This window comes from Flavobacterium orientale (assembly GCF_014638005.1).
GTDB classification, from domain to species: domain Bacteria; phylum Bacteroidota; class Bacteroidia; order Flavobacteriales; family Flavobacteriaceae; genus Flavobacterium; species Flavobacterium orientale.
Map to the genome: position 1 here is coordinate 463,436 of NZ_BMFG01000002.1, position 21,097 is coordinate 484,532.

The window sequence follows — 21,097 nt, forward strand, 5'->3', positions numbered from 1 at the left end:
AAAGAGCTCAAACAATGGCTCTATCCCTCACGCAATCGTTGCTCCATTTCAAGTTTTGATTTCAAATTAACGCACAGACAAATCGCGACCTGTCTCCAAAAATCCAAAAAATTACTATCTTTACCACACAAACAAAAACTGCATGGAATTTCAAAATACCCGCGAATTTGCACAACAATTAGACGCACAAGACGAACTTTTTAAGTACCGTGATGAATTTCTTTTTCCAAGAATAAATGGTAAAAATGTAATTTATTTCACGGGAAATTCACTCGGACTACAACCCAAACGCACTAAAACCTATGTTGATGAGGTGATGAGTGACTGGGCAAGATTAGCCGTAGAAGGCCATTTTTATGCAGACAAACCTTGGTGGGATTACCACGAACGATTTGCAATTCCATTGAGTGGATTGGTTGGAGCAAAACCGTCCGAAATTACAGTGATGAATACGCTAACTGTCAATCTTCACTTGATGATGGTTTCTTTTTATCGTCCAACAGAAAAAAAATATAAAATCATCTGCGAAGAAAAAGCGTTCCCATCTGATCAATACATGTTTCAAAGTCAAGTGAGATTTCATGGCTTAAACCCAAGTGATGCCATAATTGAAATTAAACGAAGAGAAGGTGAACATAATATTAGACATGAAGATATCTTAACTAAAATTGAAGAAGTTGGTGACGAATTAGCATTGGTTTTAATAGGTGGCGTAAATTATTACACGGGTCAAGTATTTGATATCAAAACGATAACTGAAGCCGCTCAAAAAACGGGAGCTTATGTAGGTTGGGATTTAGCACATGCAGCCGGAAACATCGAACTTCGACTAAATGAATGGAATGTGGATTTCGCTTGTTGGTGTAGCTACAAATATATGAACTCCGGACCCGGAAATGCATCAGGATGTTTCGTTCATGAAAAACACCATCACGATACCGAACTTCCTCGTTTTGCCGGATGGTGGGGACACAATAAAGAACGTCGCTTCAAAATGGAACCCGATTTTGATCCCGTTCACGGAGCAGATGGTTGGCAAATCAGTAATCTACCCATTTTATCATTAGCACCTTATTTGGCCTCTGTAGAAATGTTTGCCGAAGTGGGAATGACTAAATTAATTAAAAAAAGAAACCTTTTAACCGCCTATCTAGAATTCATCCTACACGAAATTGACAAAGAAATCGACGGAACCGAATTTGAAATCATCACACCTCAAAACCAAGAAGAACGAGCATGCCAACTTTCTGTTTATTTACACGGACAAGGAAGAAGTTTGTTCGATTACCTTATGAAGAACGGAGTTATCACCGACTGGCGTGAACCAAACGTAATCCGTTTAGCTCCCGCACCATTCTACTGCTCTTTTGAAGATATGTACGAATTCGGACAAATCTTGAAGAAAGGTATATCAAAACCTTAGCACCTTAGTACCTCAGAACCTTAGTACCTTTAAATAAAAATGACTAAACAAGAAATACTCCAATCCTTCGACCCCAGCCAACCCGGTTTGGCAGACGCAACTATTTTTGGCTTACCTTTTTCTATTGAAGACAGTGAAATAATCGTGATTCCTGTGCCGTGGGAAGTAACAGTTAGTTATGGTTCCGGTGCATCAAAAGGTCCTGAAGCCATTTTAGAAGCTTCTTTTCAAGTAGATTTAAATCACCAAGAATTCCCAGAGTTATGGAAATTAGGAATCTTTTTAGACGAATCACCAAAAGGAATAAAAAAGAATTCAAAAAAATATAAAAAACAAGCAGCCCCAATTATTGAAGCTTTAGAAAGTGGAGCTGTTTTAGACAATCATCCGGCTTTGCGTAAAAGTTTAGATAAAATCAATTACGCTTGTTCCGATATGGTGGAAGCCGTTCGCGAAAAGACATTGCATTGGTTAAATCAAGGTAAAAAAGTGGTGCTTTTAGGTGGCGATCATAGCACGCCCCTGGGTTATTATCAAGCTTTAGCAGAGAAACACGACAATTTCGGAATTCTTCATTTAGATGCTCATATGGATTTCAGAATTGCTTATGAAGGTTTTACCTATTCGCACGCATCCATTATGTATAATGCATTACAAATTCCTCATATTACAAAAATTGTTCAAGTTGGAATTCGTGATTTTTGCGAACAAGAAGTCGATGTAGTGAAGCAGCAAGGAAGTCGAGTAGTGGTTCACACCGATTCTGATTTGAAAAAAGAAACATTTGAAGGTAAAACTTGGCAACAACAATGCGACCAAATCATTGCTGCTTTACCTCAAAAAGTGTCCATTAGTTTTGATATTGACGGACTTTTACCATGGTACTGCCCAAATACGGGAACTCCGGTTCCGGGCGGATTTTCATTTGAACAAGCAGCTTATTTATTAAGTCGTTTGGCAGAAACCGATAAAGAAATCATCGGATTCGATTTAGTTGAAGTCGCACCCGGAGAAAATGACGACTGGGATGGTAATGTTGGTGCCAGAATGTTATTTCACATGTGCGGTGTTTTAGCTAAAAACAATAAAATGGAGGTGGGAGAAAAAATCGTTTTTCCAAGAAATTAAGCATTCAATAAAAATAAAAGAACCCCAAAATAGTGTAGAACTTTTTGGGGTTTTTCTTTACGAGCATCTTCAATGGTTGAGTTAAAAGTTAAGTTTTAACTAAATTCAAAGGTTTAAATTGGAGTTACCTATGTAAAACCGTAATTTTAATGATGAAATAAATAGTCTTTTGGTATTATTCTTGAATAATGGCTTGTACTATTACTAAAAACTAAGTTATGCGTATCAAAAAATTAATTATACTAGCTTCCATTTTGGTTTTGTTCACCATGTGTGCACCAAGCCGTCCCGCAGTAGTTTATCAGCCTGAACCACCGCCAATGTGGGGTCCGGTAGGATATGATCAGGTGCGGTATTATTATTTTCCTGATATGATGGTTTACTATGATGTTCATTCATCCATGTTTATTTATCCACGGGGAAACCGATGGGTAAGTGCCTATTATTTACCCAATCACTATGGCCATTTTGATTTGTACAATAGTTATAAAGTTGGTCTAATGGATTATTATGGCCCATCGCCCTATAATAATTTTAATATGCATATGCAACAATATGCGGTTGGAAATCAATGGCCATATCAGCAAACACTCGGAGTGAGAGGACAAAATCAAACACATTATGCACCAACCAGACCTCGTACGTCTTCTGCTCAAGGCACAAGAGGAACTCGTGCTCAACAAGCTGATGTGAGAGGAAATACTTCTCCATCTTCAATTAGAAATACTACTGGAACTAGATCATCAACTACTCCTGCGGTAAGAAATCCAACCAACACAAATACGCCAAGAGCAATACCAACTACACCGAGAGCAAACCCTTCAACACCTAGAGTAGCACCGGCAGAAACGCGTTCGAGTACAAGATTGCCTCAGCCTGATGCTCGTGCAGTTCGAGAAAGAACACAGCAAATCAGACAGCAAAATAGAGCAACAGCTCCTACTCAAAGAAGTACCGGAACAACAACTCCAACTACTACAAGAGATGGCGGCGGTAGAGGAAATTAAGATAAACTTATCATTCATACATTTTAATCAATAGACATTTCTACTATATTTGTCTATTGATTTTTATTTTTATGAGACTTCTTAAAAAAATTTCACTCTCCGTTTTATTGATTTTTGTTCTAATTGTGGTTTTTATTTTGATTTACGGCTTTTATCTTAAACCAAAATATGATGGCGAAATGGTGTTGAATTCCATTAAAAAAGAAACCACAGTTTATTTTGATGATTACGGAATTCCACACATTTATGCTCAATCTCAAAAAGATGCAATGACCACTTTGGGTTATGTCCACGCTCAAGATCGATTGTGGCAAATGGAACTGATGCGAAGAATTGCACCGGGAAGATTATCTGAACTTTTTGGATCGGTGATGCTTAAAAACGACAAGTTTTTTGCCGGTTTAGGGATGGATGAAGATTCAGAAAAAGCAATTGCTCAATTGGACAAAAACAGTGAAAGTTACCAGTTAACGTTGGCCTATTTGGATGGAATTAATCAATTTTTGGAAGAAGGTCCAACACCAATAGAATTTCAATTAGTAGGAGTTCCAAAAGAAAAATTCACCATCAAAGATGTGTATAATATTTTTGGGTATATGGCATTCAGTTTTGCGATGGCTCAAAAATCGGATCCATTAATGACCGATATTCGTGATGAATTGGGAATGGACTATCTCAAAGATTTTGGTATCGACGGCTCTTTGGCTCATACTAAACTAAAAAGCTTTAAAGAAAAATCGGAAGCGTATTCAGAAATCTCAAAATCGGTTGCTTCGTTATTGGAAAATTCTCCTGTTCCACCTTTCATTGGAAGTAACAGTTGGGTAGTTGGTCCTCAAAAAACCAAGAGTGGAAAAGTGTTGTTTGCCAATGATCCGCACATTGGTTTTTCGCAACCTTGCACTTGGTATGAAGCTCATATCGTGACACCCGATTATGAAATGTATGGTTATTATTTGGCCGGAACTCCGTTTCCGCTTTTGGGTCATAATCGCGAGTACGCTTATGGTTTAACGATGTTTGAAAATGATGATATGGATTTGTTTTTGGAAACGAATAATCCTGAGAATGAAAATCAATACCAAACAAAAGATGGTTTCAAAAATTATCAAATCATTGAAAAAGTCATCAAAGTAAAAGACAGTTCGGATGTGGTTTTAAAAGTCAAAAAAAGTCATCACGGTCCGTTACTAAATGGTTTGGTTGATGGTTTGAAGGAAGACAAACCCATTTCGATGTGGTGGACGTATTTACAACATAAAAATCAAATTTTAGATGCCGTATATTCACTTTGTCACGCAAAAAATGTAGAAGATTTTCATCAAAGTATCGAATTGATTGCCGCTCCCGGATTAAATATTATGTATGGCGATGCAAAAGGAAATATTGCTTGGATAACTTCCGGAAAATTGTATAAAATGCCGGAAAATGTCAATCCGAATTTTATTTTAAATGGTGCAAACGGTGAAGATGAAGAGAAAGAATATTATGATTTTTCTGAAAATCCGTACGCCATCAATCCTGCTTGGAATTATGTGTATTCCGCCAACAATCAAGTAGAACCAATTGATGACTATTTATATCCGGGTTATTATCTTCCGGAAGATCGTGCGAAACGAATCGTTCAATTGCTCGAACCCAAAAACGATTGGACGAAAGAAGATTTTATGAAAATGATTAATGATGATCAATCGTCGGTCGCTCCTTCAATTGTGCAAAGTATTTTAACAGGAATCAATCAAAACGATTTATCTGAAACTGAAAAAACCGCTTTAAATGAATTGAAAAAGTGGAATGGAAGTAATGCTTTAACCGATGTAGCTCCAACAATTTACAATCAATTTCTGTTTTATTATCTCAAAAACACCTTTGAAGATGAATTGGGAAAAGACCGTTTTAATATTCTGTTATCCACGCATATTTTAAAACAAATGATTGCTTTTCAAATCGCGAATGAAGATTCTCCGTGGTGGGATAATAGTTCCACGAAAGATAAAAAAGAATCAAGAAATGAAATTTTGACTCTTTCTTTCCAACAAACCATTTCGCATTTAGAAAAAAAAGTAGGTAATCAAGTTTCGGGTTGGACTTGGAATAAAGTGCATACAGTAGAACACAAACATCCGTTGGGTGAAGTGGCCGCTTTGCGAAGTTATTTCAATGTTGGGCCGTTTGAAATTAATGGTTCCAATGAAGTCATCAATAATTTGATGTTTACATTCACCGAAGCAGGAAATCATCAAGTAAAAGCCGGTCCTTCCACCCGAAGAATCATTGACTTTTCAGATGTTGAAAACAGTGTGAGCATTCTTCCTACCGGACAATCAGGAAATCCATTGAGTCAACATTATGACGATCAAGCGGTGATGTATAACGAAGGAAAATTTAGAAAGATGAAAATGAATAGGAAGGAGATTGAAGCGAGTTCACGAAAATTAGTTTTTAAACCTAGATAGTTATGGAAATTGATAAAGCTTTTCATTGTCAATTTTGCAGTCTTAAAAAATATGATTTTAAGATTGGGACTACTTGTGGTTTGACTAAAAAAGTTCCTGATTTTAATGAAATTTGTCCGGACATTAAATTCAAAAATCAAACACTAGAATCTCAGATTATTAAAATAAATGCAGATTTTGAGCACAATAAGGATTCAAAATTCTGGGTTACATTAAATTTGATATTTTTTTCATTGGTGTTTTTTTTGTTGATTTTGAGTGGTTTTTTATTCGCAGAATATTTAGACAGTTTAGATTTTGCAAGTTCTCGTATTCGATTATATGTAATACCTATCGTATTTTTTGGTATTAGCTTTTTAGTTTTAAAGATTGCTGTTGGGCCATTTAATACTTATCGTAGAGATAACAAAATTTATGGTTTTGAAAAGAAAAGAATTGATTCATTTTTGTCTAAATATGGAATTAGTTATTCGATAAACTTTAAAAGAAACAAAAGAATTGGTGAAAGTTTAGATATTGATTACGATTTAGAGATGAAGAAATAGCTCTAAATAATCTCCAAATTCTCAATAATAGTTTTCGCTTTCAATTTAATCGCATACAATTCTTCAGCCGGAATCTTATTCAATAAATTCAACATCATCGCCATCCGTTGATTATCTTTGAAATATTCTTTTTTATCATCCAAAAAATTCCAATACAAACTGTTGAATGGACACGCTTTTTTGCCTAATTTCTCTTTGACACTATAGTGACAACTACCGCAATAATTACTCATTTTGTTGATGTAACTTCCCGAAGAAACATACGGTTTTGTGGCTAAAATTCCGCCATCGGCATATTGACTCATGCCACGCGTGTTGGGCATTTCCACCCATTCAATCGCATCGATATAAACACCTAAATACCAGGCATCGACTTCATCGGGATGCATTTGTGTGAGCAATGAAAAGTTTCCGATAATCATTAAACGCTGAATGTGATGAGCATACGCTTCCTCCAAACTTTGAGAAATGGAATGCTTCATACAGTTCATTTTCGTATTTCCTGTCCAATAAAAATCGGGTAATTTATTGTGATTTTCTAAAGAATTCATTTTAGCATAATTGGGCATTCCTTTCCAATAAATGCCGCGGACATATTCTCGCCAACCTAAAATTTGTCGCACAAAACCTTCTACTTGCGAAAGCGTTATTTCATCTTCGTTTTGATGATAATAATGTACAACCTGTTCAATCACTTCCATTGGCGAAAGCATTTTCGTATTCATCGCAAACGACAATCTGGAATGAAACAAAAATTTTTCTTCCGTGTGCATCGCATCTTCATAATCGCCAAAATGCTTCAACAAGTGGTGACAGAAATAATCCAATTGTTCCAAACATTCTTCTCTCGAAGTTGGCCAATTAAAATTTTCAGTATCAATCGATCCAAATGTTTTCACTTCCATTTCGTCTAATTGGTGGATTATTTTTTCGACATTTTTCGGAAAAATTTTCGCATTCGGAATCGGAACTTCGCCTTTATACTTTTTTCGATTATCGTGATCAAAATTCCATTGATTCCCAATCGGATCATTCCCAACCATCAAAATGTTGTGCTTTTTTCGCATCATTCGATAGAAATTTTCCATCAACAATAATTTCTTTCCTTGAAAAAATTCGGCTATTTCGGTTCTAGTTGTATAAAAATGTTCCGTGTCAAAAACTTCTGTTGGAATAGAAAGATTTTCACAAATTTGCTTCAATTGCTCATCTAACCGAAATTCATCCGGCAATTGATATTCAAATTTTTGAATAGAATATTGCTCGATAGTTTGTTGAATTAACACCTCTAAATGTTGAGGATTGTTTGAATCATCAATCTCAAGGTAAACCACTTGATGATTCTTACTTTTCAAATCAGAAGCAAAATTCCGCATACTTAAAAAGAAAGCTACTACTTTTTGAATGTGATGTTTCACATAATCAGTTTCCTGACGCATTTCCGCCATTAGATAAATGACATTTTCATCGGTTTGTTGAAACCAAGAATGCTTGTGATTTAATTGATCACCAAGAAGTAATCGGAGTATTTTCATTTCAACCATAGTTTTTGATAGTCACCCTTCGCATCATACATTTCCGCTTGACGTTTGATGTTGAATTTTCGATCTCTCGGGTCATTTCCAACGCCGGAATTATAAATCCAGTTGCCGTAATTCGAATGCACATCATAATCAATCAGCATACTTTCAAAATAAGCTGCGGCGATACGCCAATCTTGTTCCCATTCTTTTGCCCAAAAACTGGCTACATTTTGCCTGCCACGATTACTCATGAAACCGGTTTGTTGCAATTCAATCATATTGGCATTCACAAAAGGTTCATTTGTGTTGCCGTTTTTCCATTGTTCAAAAGCTTTTGAATGGAAATTCCAATCGTATTTTTTTCCTAAAATGCCATCGAGTTGGAATATTTTATTTCCATGTTTTAGCGAAATGTATTTAAAATAATCTCGCCAAATCAATTCGAAAATCAACCAATACGTATCTTCATTTTTGCAAATTTCTTTTTCATATCGTTGAACTTCCCAATAAATGGTTCGGGCAGAAATACTTCCATTTGCTAACCAAGCAGAAAGTTTCGAACTGTATTCGGCTCCAATTAATCCGTTTCGGGTTTGTTTATAAGACGACAAATTTTCTGTTTCAAAAAAGTAATTTTCTAATCGTTTTATCGCACTTGATTCGCCACCATGAAAAGGAAAAGCGGAATTGGGATGAATTTCAAAACTTTCCAAACCTAAAACTTCCAAAGTTAAATGGAATGAATTTGGCTTAATCCAATTGTAATCAGGCAATTTTTCAATCGAAACACTTGGTCTTACTTTCACAGTAGCTTCACACTTTTTTCTGAAAACAGTAAAAACCTCCGGAATTTCTTTAAAATCTAAATAAGGAATATCATCCGGATGAAACAAAAATTGATCATAACTTTCTATAAATTCAACATTTGAATTTTGATTTTTGAGTTTGACATTGATATTGACCTCCTCACTTGTCCATTCCTTTTGAACAAATACAGTTGAAATAGAATATTCTTCAATCAATTTCGGAATTGTATCTTCCGGTTTTCCATAAAAGACAAAGAGCGGAATGTTTTTTTCTTTTAATGAATGATAAAGTTCAGAAACCGTTTCTAATAAAAACTGAGCTCTAAATTTTTCAGTTTTTTTGAAACCATATTTCGTTTCTTCAAAATGTTGTGGATCAAAACAATAAACAGCCAAAACATTCCCTTCTTTTTGACAAGCTTTGAAGAGAGAAGTATTGTCGTTTACTCGTAAATCATTTCGAAACCAGACTAGATTGTTCATTTTTTTATGGTGATGGGTTATTGGTAATGGGTAAAAGGTATTTGAAAACTGAAAACTGTGACTGCGACTAAGACTGAAAACTTCCTACTCTTTACTCCCAACTTTATTCCTCCTACATTTCTCACTACAATATAAAACGTCTTCCCAATTCTTCTCCCATTTTTTTCGCCAAGAAAAAGATAATCCACATGTTTTGCAGATTTTTTCTGGGAGATTTACTTTTTTGTGAGCCATTTTTATAGGATTGATTTGGTTGGAATATTTGGCCGAGCATATTCAAAACGGTCAACCAACTTTGGAACGCAATAAGCATCTAAACCATTAATCGACACCACATTCTCTAAATCTAATCGTAACCAATTTTCAGCCTGAATCAAATTTTCTTTTATGAAAAGTTGTTCAATCGAAGCAATAATATGAATCGTTCCGTTCTCTTTAATTTCATATTCGTTGAGGTATTTGCATAAAATTTGCACAGGACTTCCTTTAACAAAAGGAATGGTAATACCATCATGATATTCTTCTTCCAAATTGGTTTTGTCAAATTCGGAAACAGTTTCATCATAACTTGCCGAACTATGGTGAGCATCAACAATCATCGATTCGGTGACATGATTGACTGTAAAATAACCCAAATCTTTGATGTTTTTGTACGTATTTCTCGGAACAGTCGTTGGGCGAAGAATAAAACCCAAAAGTGCAGGATCACTTCCTAAATGTGTAATGCTACTAAAAATGGCCACATTTGAAATACCTTCAATAGTTTTTGTCACAATTAAATTGGCCGATTTATAACCCGTGCAACTATTAATTAAATTCAATCGTGGAATTTTGGGAAGATTTTGAATCGTTTCTTTTGATAATTCAATCATAAAAGCAATTTTTTTCAAAGATAGTTTTTGTTTAATTAAAATCAATATAAGTTAAACAAAAATTTAATCTAGACTAAAAAAACCGTGGGTTGTAATTATTTAATTCAAAATTTTAATGGATATCATACCACGAATTCTCGAATTTTAAAATATGCAAACGTAATAATTTGTTCATCTTTGATGAAAATTCGAATTAAATCGAATAATTATTCCAAAAAATTAGTGAATTAGTGGCAAAATCATTTCAAAATTTAATTACACCTAACGGGTTAAAATATATTTTTCTTAAAACTGAAAAATCCTATTATAATCCTTATTTTTGTATTTGAATTTTTGATATTCATTCATGCAAACTCCTCAAAAAATTGCCGTTGTTGGTTCCGGATTGGTTGGAACTTTATTGGCAATATACCTCAAAAAATTAGGTCATACTGTTCACGTTTTTGATCGAAGTCCTGATATTCGAACAGTTGAATTTTCAGGTCGTTCCATCAATTTAGTGATGTCAAATCGAGGTTGGAAAGCATTGGATGATATCGGCTTGACCGATGAAATCAAAAAAATCGGAATTCCGGTTGATAAAAGGGCAATTCATCTGCAAGATTCAAAACTTACTTATCAATATTATGGTAAAGAGGGCGAAGCGATTTATTCACTTTCCAGAGGTGTTTTAAATAGGAAAATGATTGATTTGGCTGAAGCTGCCGGAGTTGAATTCTTTTTTGAACATCGCATTTGGGATGTTTCATTATCTGATGCTACATTACACATTGGTGAAACTGAAAGAGGTGAGTGGACCGATTTAAAATACGATAAAGTCTTTGGTGCCGATGGTGCTTTTTCGAGAATTCGCCACCGCATGCAACGCCAAAGTATGTTTAATTATTCGCAGGAATTTTTAAATATTGGTTACAAAGAATTGCATATTCCTTCCAATCCGGATGGCTCGCATAAAATTGATAAAAATTCGCTACACATTTGGCCTCGTGGTAATTTTATGTTGATGGCTTTGGCCAATTTGGACGGGTCATTTACCTGTACGCTGTTTATGCCTTTTGAAGCAGAAAATTCGTTTGAAAGTTTGAAAGACGAAAAATCGTTGGTAGATTTCTTTGCTGAATTTTTTCCGGACACTAAAGAAGTAATTCCCGATTTAGTTCGAGATTTCTTCAAAAACCCTACGAGTTATTTGGTGATGATGAAATGTTTTCCTTGGACATATGCCGATAAAGTTGCCTTGATAGGAGATTCTGCTCATGCAATCGTACCTTTTTACGGTCACGGAATGAATGCCGGTTTTGAAGATATTACCGTTTTAAATGAGATGATTGCTCAATACGGTGACGATTGGGAAGCCATTTTCAAAGCGTATGAGAAATCCCGAAAACCCAATGCTGATGCAATTGCCGAACTTTCCTATCGTAACTTTATGGAAATGAGTGCCAGAACGGCTGATGAGAAATTCTTATTGCAAAAGAAAATTGAAAAATGGTTTTCCGATAAACATCCCGAAAAATGGATGCCACTTTACAGCCGAGTAACGTTCAGTTTGCAACCGTATTCTGAAGCTCTTGCCATTGGCGATTTTCAAAATAAAATTATGGAAGAAGTGATGCAAATGGAGAATATTGAGGCAATTTGGGATAGCGAAGTGGTTGAACAGAAGATTATTTCGCTTCTTTCAAAATAAATTATGCTTCCTCCCGATGCACTTTCTCAAAATCAAAAGCAGGTGTGCAAATGGCAATATATTCACATACTTCATCAAACGGATTGGAATATTGAACACGGGTGTTTTTCTCAATTTTGATAGATTGACCGGCTTCTAAAATAACTACTTCATCTTCAATAATAAATTGTTTTTTGCCTTTGATGATATAAGTATATTCATCAAATTCAGGCGTTTGGAAAGGTTCGCTCCAATGCGGCGGAGCAATCATGTGAGCAATGGAAATGTCATTGTTTCCATCAGAAGCTTTTCCGAAATGTTCTTCGATTAGTTTTCCATCTGTTGTTGGAACTATGAATGGGGATTTTTGGGTGTGATATTTTTTCATAAAGTCATTGCGAGGAACGAAGCAATCTCATAATCTACTTCCTCTTTTTTAGATTGTCATTATATCAATTATACTTTCATAAAGATCGTCCCACAAGGGATTAAAATCTTGAATTAGTTTGATTTTTGTAGCTCTAGATCCTGCTTTTAATTGTTTTTCTCTAGCAATTGCATCTCCAATCATTTGAAATTGTTCGTAATAAACTAATTTGTTTAAATTATATCTTGCAGAAAATGAGTTTTCATATCTTTTTTGTTTGTGTTCTAAAATTCTCTTTGGCAAATTAGAAGTAACACCAATATACAAGGTGTTGTTATATTTATTAGTTACAATATAAATAAAACCGGTTTTCATATTTTCCAAACTTTATGAGATTGCTTCGTTCCTCGCAATGACTTAACTTACTTCCTAAATATAAAATAAACCGCCAAAACTAAGCAACACATTCCCACAAAATGATTCCATTTAAACGTTTCAGTTTTAAAGAAAAGCATTGAAAAAATCACGAAAATAACCAATGTAATCACTTCCTGAATCACCTTTAATTGTAAAAGAGAGAACGGACCACCATTTCCTTCATACCCAATTCGATTGGCTGGTACCTGGAAAAAGTACTCAAACAAAGCCTAACCCCAACTGATTAAAACAATCGTAATCAGTCCGGCATTTTCAAACCATTTCAAGTCTTTAAATTTCAAATGACCATACCACGCCAATGTCATAAATATATTGGAAAGTATGAGTAATCCTATGGTGAGAAATCCTTTCATTTTTATGGTAATGGGTTATAGGTAATGGGTAAAAGGAATAGATTTGGAATTCACCAATTACCAATTACCTATTACCCATTACCTTTTATTTTTTAAACATCTTACTCAAAATCCCCAAAGCACCCCGAATAAAAGTCGCACTCGTCAACACTTTCACAATAGGATTTTGTGCCGTGCTTCTTCGAGTGGAAGTTTTTCGTGCAGGAGCTTGTTTGGCTTGTCGATCAGCTTCTTTTTGCTTTGCAACTTCTTCCGCTTTTTTGGCAGCTTGTTCTTCGGCAGCAGTAATTTTCTTATCTAATAGTTCAAAAGCACTTTCCCTGTCAATTTCTTCGTTGTATTTTTTGGCTAATTTTGATTCAGAAATTAAACTGTCAATTTCTTGTGAAGTTAACACATCCATTCTACTCATTGGAGCTCGAAGCATCGTGGCAACAAGTGGAGTCGGAATTCCTTTTTCATTCAAAGCGGTAACAAATGCTTCTCCAATCCCGAGTTGTGTAATCACTTCATCGGTTTTATAATAATCGGATAACGGATAATTCTCAGACGTCATTTTAATCGCTTTCCGATCGTTTGCCGTAAAAGCTCGCAACGCATGTTGTATTTTTAAACCCAATTGACTCAAAACACCAGCCGGAATATCTTGCGGATTTTGTGTGATAAAATAAATGCCAATTCCTTTGGAACGAATCAGTTTTACGATGGTTTCAATTTGATCTTGCAAGGCTTTACTGGCTTGGTCAAAAATTAAATGTGCTTCGTCAATAAAAATCACTAACTCAGGTCGTCCTGCATCTCCTTGCTCGGGCATAGTGCTATAAATTTCCGCTAATAAACTCAACATAAACGTCGAAAATAACTTCGGTTTATCTTGAATATCGGTCAAACGAATGATATTCACATAACCATTTCCGTTTTTATCAATTCGCATTAAATCATCAATATCAAACGATAATTCACCAAAAAATACATCAGCTCCTTGTTGTTCTAATTCAATGATTTTTCGCAAAATGGATCCGGTGGAAGCTGTGGAAATCCGACCGTATTCTTTTTCAATTTCGGCTTTTCCTTCGTCGGTAATATATTGAAGTACTTTTTTAAAATCTTTTAAATCCAAAAGCGGCAAATGATGATCGTCGCAATATTTAAAAATTACAGCAACAACGCCACCTTGTGTGTCATTCAAATCTAAAATTCTGGAGAATAAAACAGGACCAAATTCAGAGACAGTGGCTCGTAAGCGAACACCATTTTGTTTGGAAATGGTCATCAATTCCACCGGAAAACTTTTTGTTTCATACGGTAAATTAATTTTTCCGTGTCGTTCAGTTATAAAGGATTGTTCAATTCCAGGCATTGCAATTCCGGAAAAATCACCTTTAATATCCATCATTAAAACGGGAATTCCGTTCCTTGAAAGTTGTTCAGAAAGTACTTGAATGGTTTTGGTTTTTCCCGTTCCGGTCGCTCCGGCAATTAATCCGTGACGGTTTAGTGTTTTTAGAGCAATATTTACGTGAGCTTCACCACCAACGGGAACGCCATTCAACATAGCTCCACCAAGCGTTATAAAATCACCTTTACAGGTGTATCCATTTATAATATGATTACTGAATTCTTCGGCCTTGCTCATAATGTTTTATTTATATTTCAAATGTAAGGAAACGAAATGATTCAAAAAACAGCATTTCAAAAAAGCAACATTTTTTCCAACAATCAAATTTTTCAATAATCTAAAAATCTAATATTCGAACAATCCAAAAAACCAATTCCCTATCTTTGCACACTTATTTAATTGAAAAATGCTTCAAAAAGAAATACAATTAGCTGTTGAAAAAGGAGAAATGCTTCCGTTAATGGAAGAGTTTTATACGATTCAAGGCGAAGGCTATCACACGGGAACAGCAGCTTATTTCATTCGAATTGGCGGTTGCGATGTGGGTTGCCATTGGTGTGATGTAAAAGAAAGTTGGAACGCAGAACTTCATCCGCCAACGGGAATAGAAATCATTGTTTCAAATGCTAAAAAATATTCGGATACTGTCGTTATAACTGGTGGAGAACCACTAACTTGGGATATGAGTTTATTAACCAACAAACTTAAAAATGCCGGAATTAAAATCCATATTGAAACATCCGGATGTTATCCTGTGACCGGAAAATGGGATTGGTTTTGTCTTTCGCCTAAGAAAAATAAATTACCGGTTCAAAGTGCATACGATATGGCTAATGAATTAAAAGTCATCATCTACAATAAGCACGATTTTATTTTTGCCGAAGAACAAGCGGCCCAAGTAAACCCAAATGCTATCTTATTTTTACAACCGGAATGGAGTAAAAAAGAAGAAATGACACCGTTAATTGTTGATTATGTTATGAAAAATCCAAAATGGCGAGTATCTTTACAAACGCATAAATATTTGAATATCCCGTAATTTTAAATTATTTTTGAAACAACTATAAAATAAAAACCTATGAAAAAGTGTATCCTATCTTTTGTTTTTGTAATAATTGCTCATTTTGCAATGGCTCAAGATGCTGCTTTTAAAGCAGATGTGTTAAAAGTAATTAAAATGTCTGGCTCAACTGCTCAAATGGAATCGGCAAAAAAGCAAATTATGGCAATGATTCCTAATGAAAAACATGAGCAGTTTAATAAAGATTTTGAAGCTACAATGCCTGGGTTTTATGATAAAATTGCTGATATATATTTGAAAGAATATACGCATCAGGAGGTGAAAGAAATGCTGAAATTTTATGAAAGTCCAATTGGAAAAAAAATTGCGGAGAAAGCAGGAGTACTTTTTGAACAATCAATGTTAGCCGGTCAAGAGTGGGGTGCTAGTCTTCAAGAGATTTTAATGAAATACATGGAGTAATTTCAAAAAAAAAAACTAAGATAAATCCCGTTGTTTCATTTCAGCGGGATTTTTTTATTTAAAAAAAGTCAGCTTAGCCAAATAATCAAAATGTTCACCTTCCAAAACCAATTCACATTGGAAACCATTGGCATTAGCAGCATTTTGAAGCGTGTTATAATCAACATATAGCCAATCAAAAGTTTCTTCAATTTCACCTTTATAGGCAATGGTGAAAGTTAATTCGCCATAATAGCCATCTGCTGGAACTTCATAAGCCCCATCTTCATCTTGATCATACATATAAATTAAGTCGGAACTGTCAATTAAAATTTGTCCGTCTTCCTTTAAAAGTGATTTCAGTTTTTGCAAATACTTTGAAATTTGATTCAATTTACCGAAAATACCGGTGCCATTCATTAATAAAAGAATGGTGTCAAATTTTTCAGAAGAACTTAAATTCAAAATATCCGAAACAATACAATGTTTTACATTCCTTAATTCACAAGCTTTCATAGCATTAGGAGAAATGTCAATAGCTGTAACATCAAACCCTTTTTGTTGTAAGTATAGCGAATGACTTCCTGCACCACATCCCACATCCAAAATTTTTCCTTTGGAAAGTAGCAGTGCTTTTTGTTCAATCTTAGGCATTTCATCAAAATCCCGAAACAAATAAGCAACACTCATTTCATCTGCCTCAGAAATAGAGGTTTCGGTAATCAAATCTTCAGGATTATTTCCGGTTTGATAATCTAAAATGGCTTTTCCGAAAAGGTCTTTCATTTATTTTGTTTAAAGTTTCAGGTTTCAGGTTTCAAGTTCACTAATTTTGCAATTCAACTTTCAACTTTCAACTTGAAACCACATTTAAACGAACTCGGAAAACTTGCCAAAGATAAGCATATCGAAAACAAAAAGTATTTTGATAAGCTTAAAAAGAAAACACCCAAAAATTTAGATTATGTGATGCAAGATTTACATGATGCTGAATTTAAAAAAACAGATTGTCTGGATTGTGCCAATTGCTGCAAAACAACCGGTCCACTTTTTACTTCCGCAGATATAGAACGAATTTCGAAACATTTCCGACAAAAACCACAGCAATTCATTGACCAATATTTGCGAATCGATGAAGAGAATGATTATGTTTTGAAATCGGTTCCTTGTACTTTTTTAGAAAGCGACAACAAATGTTTTATCTACGATGTTCGTCCAAAAGCTTGCCGCGAATTTCCGCATACCGATAGAAAAAAGTTCAATCAAATTACCGATTTGACCTTACTAAATGTGGCCATTTGTCCCGCAGCTTATAATATCGTGGAAGAAATGAAAAAAAAATTACCTTTATAATATGAAAACCTACAGGTCAAAAATAGATTGGTGGCTGATTCTTTTAATTTTAGGAATTTTTGGTTATCCAATTGCAGAAGGTATTTTAAGCGATCAATATGGATTGTCATTAACCATGCTTTCCATTTTGTTGTTGCTATTTTGGATGTTTTCTAAAATTAAATATGTTATTGAAGGAACGTTACTTAAAGTCTGGTGGGTTAAAATTGATATTCTTTCCATCAAAAGAATTTACAAAACAAATAATCCACTGAGTTCTCCGGCTTTATCTTTAGATAGAATGGCTATCGTTTACAATACATATGATGAAGTATTAATTTCACCAAAATTGAAAAAAGAATTTATAGACGAATTGCTGAAAATTAATCCTTCTATCATTGTTGAAATTTAAGAATAAATCAAATATTTTTTCCGCATTTCCTTAAACACTATCAAACCTTTCTCCCAACTTTTTCGAATCTCGCTCTCAGAACTTCCTTTTTCAATTTGCTCCTGTAATTTTTTTGTACCTGCCAATTTCACAAAAAACGAATTGAAAAACACTTCTTTATCAGAAGTAGATTCATACGCTTTCATAAGCCATTTCAATTCCAAGCGATTCACTTTCTGGATAGTACTCAAATCCTCTCCATAGCACAATTTACCATTGTGCATAGGGTCTTTTGCTCCTATATTTGGTTTTGGTGTAAAGCTAAAATTGCTTTTTGTTAAAAATGGCGAACCATAAATTTGAAATTGTTTCGCTGTTCCGCGACCAACACTCACATTCGTGCCTTCAAAAAAACACAAACTCGCATACAAATTAATCGATTGATCATTAGGCAAATTTGGCGATGGTTTTACGGGTAAACTATAGTACATTTCACGATTATAATTCAAATTAGGTAGTATTGTCAGGTCACATTGAATGCCTTCATTCAACCATTTTTCGCCATTAATCATTTTTGCATATTCGCCAATAGTCATTCCATGTAAAACCGGAATCGGATGCATACCTACAAAACTTGTAAATTCTTTTTCTAAAATCGGCCCATCAACAATACCACCATTCGGATTCGGTCGGTCTAAAACAATAAGCGGAATGTTGTTTTCAGCACAAGCTTCCATCACATAATGTAAAGAAGAGATATAAGTGTAAAATCTTGCACCCACATCCTGTAAATCAAAAACCATCACATCGATCCCGGCTAATTGCTCCGGTTTCGGTTTCTTATTGTCACCATAAAGTGAAATAATCGGCAACCCTGTTTTAATATCTTTTCCGTCTTTAATTAATTCTCCGGCATCTGCAGTTCCTCTGAAACCATGTTCGGGTGCGTAAATTTTTTGAACTTGAATTTTTTTCTCTAATAAAAAATCAACTAAATGTTGGTTATTAAAAATACGTTGATACTCTTTGATGCCATCTCTAACGACGACATTTTCAGTTTCAACAGTTAAAATTCCGGTTTGATTTGTCACTACACCAACCTTCTTACCAACCAACAAGGGCAAATAAGCTGCATGATTTTCAGCACCTGTCTTAAATTCATTTGATTGTGCTTCTTCATTAATAATGGAAATATCTTTATTCTTTTCTTTTTCCTCTATTTTCTTATTCCCGCCGCAACAAATCAATAAAAACAATAAACCTAAACACAAAAAATAATATTTCATATAAAAAATAATTTAAAAAAACTCAGTCACTTAGTTACTCAGTATCTCAGCAACTCAAAAAAATCTATATTTGCAATAAATCCAATCCATTGAAATTAGAATATTTCATAGCAAACAGACTGGCTACTTCTAAACACCATAAAAGTAGTATTTCTAAACCAATAATTAAAATTGCCATTGCAGCTATAGCAATCGGAATTTTAATGATGATTGTTGCAGTAGCAACCGGTATTGGACTTCAGCAAAAAATACGCCAAAAAGTTTCAGCTTTCAACGGACACATTATTATTAAGGTATTTGATGATAATCAATCAGAAGTCAGCAAAGTACCCATTTCTAAGGATCAAGAGTTTTATCCTAAATTTAAAAATGTCGAAGGGGTAAAAAACATTCAAGTTGTTGCCACAAAAGCCGGAATAATTAGAACAGAAAACACTTTTGAAGGTATTGTTTTTAAAGGAATTTCAACAGATTTCAATTGGGAAAACATGAAAGAGTATCTGATTGAAGGTAGAAAACCTAAAATCGATTTAGCTACTCAAGAAAATGGTGAAATTATAATATCCCAATATCTTGCCAATAGATTACTACTCAAAATAGGAGACAAGTGCAATACTTTTTTTATGAAAGAAGAAAGTGGGCAATCGCCCAATTTGAGAGTTTTTACAATAGTTGGAATTTTTAATTCCGGATTTCAAGAGTTTGATGCAACTTATGTGATTGGAGATATCAGACATATTCAACGAATGAACAAATGGAAAGCCGATGAAGTAGGTGCTTTTGAAGTGTTTGTTCATGATTTTGATAAAATTCAACAAGTTGGAAACCAAGTTTACAATAATACCTTCAACAAAAAAGACCCAACAAAAACAGTAGATACCCAAATAATCCTTGACAAATATTATTATATTTTCGATTGGTTAAAATTATTTGACTTCAATATTATAGTGATTTTAACCATCATGATTATAGTGGCAACCATTAATATGGCTGTTGCACTTTTGGTGTTGATATTGGAACGAACCCAAATGATTGGCATCCTCAAAGCACTTGGAGCCAATAATTGGTTAATTAGGAAAATTTTTCTCTACAACGCATTCTATATAATTATAAGAGGCCTCTTCTGGGGAAATGTAATTGCTATTACACTTATTATTATCCAAGATAGATTTGGTATCATCACATTAAATCCTGAAAACTACTACGTAACGGTGGCTCCTGTTTATCTTAATTGGGGTTATATACTACTTCTCAATTTAGGAACACTTTTAATAAGTCTATTAGTATTGATTATTCCTTCCTATATCATTTCAAGAGTTTCTCCGGTCAAAGCAATCCGATTTGATTAAATTGTAGTTATTCCACGATAGATTCGTCGCTCTCTATTTTCAGTATATCAATATACCCCTTACGAATATAAAAATTCAAACCTCCAATCGTACCTTCAATAATAAGTAATCCTTTCTGTCTAGCCATAATATAAAGAGTAAGTTGCTTTTATCCAAAGCGATTATAAAGAGCAAAGGTATAGAATAGTTTAGGTATAATCACAATTGTAGTAATTATAATGTAAGTTTATTGTAACAATATAGTAAGTATATAGTAACCTAAATACAGAAAATACACCTCTTTACTACGATAATGACGCAGTTATAAGTAAGTGCTAAACAGTGCTACTACATAGAAGTAACAAACCCATTGGCCCAATCCATTACAGCGAAGCAGTTTTCAAGCCCATTTTTAAGTCACAGTTCATTCCGTAGGACACGAGCGTAAGCGAACTGGCGAAGCAATCTTGGCTAACTAAGTTTCGTGTCTTTCTTTCTTAGTGGCAAAAACTAAATATTGCGTAGCAATCCTTTTCCGTGCTTTCTGAGAGAATAAAGTTCTTCTCGAACTCGTAACCCTAACCTGAACAAAAAAAACTTTTTCCATTTCCATCTCATAACCAACGCATTAAAAAAAAGATTGCAAAAGAGATTAAAAAAGATTTGGAAAGCCCAAAAAGAGTACTACTTTTGCACCCGCATTGAGAGCGACGTTCTGAGTTAAAATGGAGTTTAAAAAAATCTGAAAAAAGATTTGGTAGGAGAAGCAAAAGAGTATTATCTTTGCCCTCCGCAAGCGACAAAAACTGTGATTAAAAAGCTATAGAAA

General features: G+C 34.4%; 20 protein-coding genes and 1 pseudogene. 11 read left to right on the forward strand and 10 right to left on the reverse strand.

Annotated features, from left to right (window positions below):
* Positions 1-142 precede the first annotated feature (142 nt).
* The 5 genes from kynU to IEV15_RS04580 all read left to right on the forward strand — a co-directional run bounded on the left by kynU (position 143) and on the right by IEV15_RS04580 (position 6,559).
* Positions 143-1,423: a kynureninase gene (kynU, locus tag IEV15_RS04560; RefSeq protein WP_188361317.1), complete on the forward strand. Its 1,281-nt coding sequence runs from the start codon at positions 143-145 to the stop codon at positions 1,421-1,423.
* Positions 1,424-1,462: 39 nt separating this feature from the next.
* Positions 1,463-2,551, forward strand: coding sequence for an agmatinase family protein (locus IEV15_RS04565; RefSeq protein WP_188361318.1), 1,089 nt, complete (start codon positions 1,463-1,465; stop codon positions 2,549-2,551).
* Between the two features lie 218 nt (positions 2,552-2,769).
* Positions 2,770-3,558 (forward strand): hypothetical protein, encoded by a 789-nt coding sequence (locus tag IEV15_RS04570; protein WP_188361319.1) that lies wholly within the window; start codon positions 2,770-2,772, stop codon positions 3,556-3,558.
* Positions 3,559-3,629: 71 nt separating this feature from the next.
* Positions 3,630-6,014 (forward strand): penicillin acylase family protein, encoded by a 2,385-nt coding sequence (locus IEV15_RS04575; RefSeq protein WP_188361320.1) that lies wholly within the window; start codon positions 3,630-3,632, stop codon positions 6,012-6,014.
* 2 nt (positions 6,015-6,016) lie between these two features.
* Positions 6,017-6,559 (forward strand): hypothetical protein, encoded by a 543-nt coding sequence (locus IEV15_RS04580; protein WP_188361321.1) that lies wholly within the window; start codon positions 6,017-6,019, stop codon positions 6,557-6,559.
* Positions 6,560-6,561: 2 nt separating this feature from the next.
* On the opposite strand, the gene IEV15_RS04585 is transcribed toward IEV15_RS04580, so the two are convergent.
* The 4 genes from IEV15_RS04585 to IEV15_RS04600 all read right to left on the reverse strand — a co-directional run bounded on the left by IEV15_RS04585 (position 6,562) and on the right by IEV15_RS04600 (position 10,243).
* Positions 6,562-8,094 (reverse strand): cryptochrome/photolyase family protein, encoded by a 1,533-nt coding sequence (locus IEV15_RS04585; RefSeq protein ID WP_188361322.1) that lies wholly within the window; start codon positions 8,092-8,094, stop codon positions 6,562-6,564.
* On the reverse strand, positions 8,091-9,371 hold the full coding sequence (locus IEV15_RS04590) for a DASH family cryptochrome (RefSeq protein WP_188361323.1): 1,281 nt from the start codon (positions 9,369-9,371) through the stop codon (positions 8,091-8,093). The genes IEV15_RS04585 and IEV15_RS04590 overlap by 4 nt, the downstream gene beginning before the upstream one ends.
* Before the next feature lie 84 nt (positions 9,372-9,455).
* Entirely contained in the window at positions 9,456-9,605 is a 150-nt protein-coding gene (locus IEV15_RS04595; protein ID WP_188361324.1) for a DUF2256 domain-containing protein, read from the reverse strand.
* A 2-nt stretch (positions 9,606-9,607) separates the two neighbouring features.
* Entirely contained in the window at positions 9,608-10,243 is a 636-nt protein-coding gene (locus IEV15_RS04600; RefSeq protein ID WP_188361325.1) for a flavin reductase family protein, read from the reverse strand.
* A gap of 346 nt (positions 10,244-10,589) precedes the next feature.
* Here IEV15_RS04600 and IEV15_RS04605 point away from each other — a divergent pair, with 346 nt between their 5' ends.
* A complete protein-coding gene (locus tag IEV15_RS04605; RefSeq protein WP_188361326.1) occupies positions 10,590-11,933 on the forward strand; it encodes an FAD-dependent oxidoreductase in 1,344 nt (447 codons plus the stop codon).
* 1 nt (position 11,934) lies between these two features.
* On the opposite strand, the gene IEV15_RS04610 is transcribed toward IEV15_RS04605, so the two are convergent.
* From IEV15_RS04610 to IEV15_RS04625, 4 genes and pseudogenes are all read right to left on the reverse strand, one after another.
* Positions 11,935-12,300 (reverse strand): cupin domain-containing protein, encoded by a 366-nt coding sequence (locus IEV15_RS04610; RefSeq protein ID WP_188361327.1) that lies wholly within the window; start codon positions 12,298-12,300, stop codon positions 11,935-11,937.
* A gap of 48 nt (positions 12,301-12,348) precedes the next feature.
* A complete protein-coding gene (locus IEV15_RS04615) occupies positions 12,349-12,654 on the reverse strand; it encodes a GIY-YIG nuclease family protein (protein ID WP_188361328.1) in 306 nt (101 codons plus the stop codon).
* Positions 12,655-12,701: 47 nt separating this feature from the next.
* Positions 12,702-13,070, reverse strand: a pseudogene (locus tag IEV15_RS04620) (DMT family protein).
* 85 nt (positions 13,071-13,155) lie between these two features.
* Positions 13,156-14,706: a helicase HerA-like domain-containing protein gene (locus IEV15_RS04625; RefSeq protein ID WP_188361329.1), complete on the reverse strand. Its 1,551-nt coding sequence runs from the start codon at positions 14,704-14,706 to the stop codon at positions 13,156-13,158.
* Between the two features lie 169 nt (positions 14,707-14,875).
* Here IEV15_RS04625 and IEV15_RS04630 point away from each other — a divergent pair, with 169 nt between their 5' ends.
* Both IEV15_RS04630 and IEV15_RS04635 read left to right on the forward strand, forming a co-directional pair.
* Entirely contained in the window at positions 14,876-15,508 is a 633-nt protein-coding gene (locus IEV15_RS04630) for a 7-carboxy-7-deazaguanine synthase QueE (protein WP_188361330.1), read from the forward strand.
* A 39-nt stretch (positions 15,509-15,547) separates the two neighbouring features.
* Entirely contained in the window at positions 15,548-15,952 is a 405-nt protein-coding gene (locus tag IEV15_RS04635; protein WP_188361331.1) for a DUF2059 domain-containing protein, read from the forward strand.
* A 54-nt stretch (positions 15,953-16,006) separates the two neighbouring features.
* On the opposite strand, the gene IEV15_RS04640 is transcribed toward IEV15_RS04635, so the two are convergent.
* Positions 16,007-16,717, reverse strand: coding sequence for a class I SAM-dependent methyltransferase (locus IEV15_RS04640; protein WP_188361332.1), 711 nt, complete (start codon positions 16,715-16,717; stop codon positions 16,007-16,009).
* A 72-nt stretch (positions 16,718-16,789) separates the two neighbouring features.
* Here IEV15_RS04640 and IEV15_RS04645 point away from each other — a divergent pair, with 72 nt between their 5' ends.
* Entirely contained in the window at positions 16,790-17,284 is a 495-nt protein-coding gene (locus IEV15_RS04645) for a YkgJ family cysteine cluster protein (protein WP_188361333.1), read from the forward strand.
* A gap of 1 nt (position 17,285) precedes the next feature.
* A complete protein-coding gene (locus IEV15_RS04650) occupies positions 17,286-17,675 on the forward strand; it encodes a PH domain-containing protein (protein ID WP_188361334.1) in 390 nt (129 codons plus the stop codon).
* On the opposite strand, the gene IEV15_RS04655 is transcribed toward IEV15_RS04650, so the two are convergent.
* Complete coding sequence (locus IEV15_RS04655; RefSeq protein WP_188361335.1) at positions 17,672-18,940, reverse strand: exo-beta-N-acetylmuramidase NamZ family protein; 1,269 nt, start codon at positions 18,938-18,940, stop codon at positions 17,672-17,674. The genes IEV15_RS04650 and IEV15_RS04655 overlap by 4 nt on opposite strands.
* 89 nt (positions 18,941-19,029) lie before the next feature.
* Here IEV15_RS04655 and IEV15_RS04660 point away from each other — a divergent pair, with 89 nt between their 5' ends.
* Positions 19,030-20,289, forward strand: a complete 1,260-nt coding sequence (locus IEV15_RS04660; RefSeq protein ID WP_188361336.1) for an ABC transporter permease — start codon at positions 19,030-19,032, stop codon at positions 20,287-20,289.
* Positions 20,290-21,097: the final 808 nt, after the last annotated feature.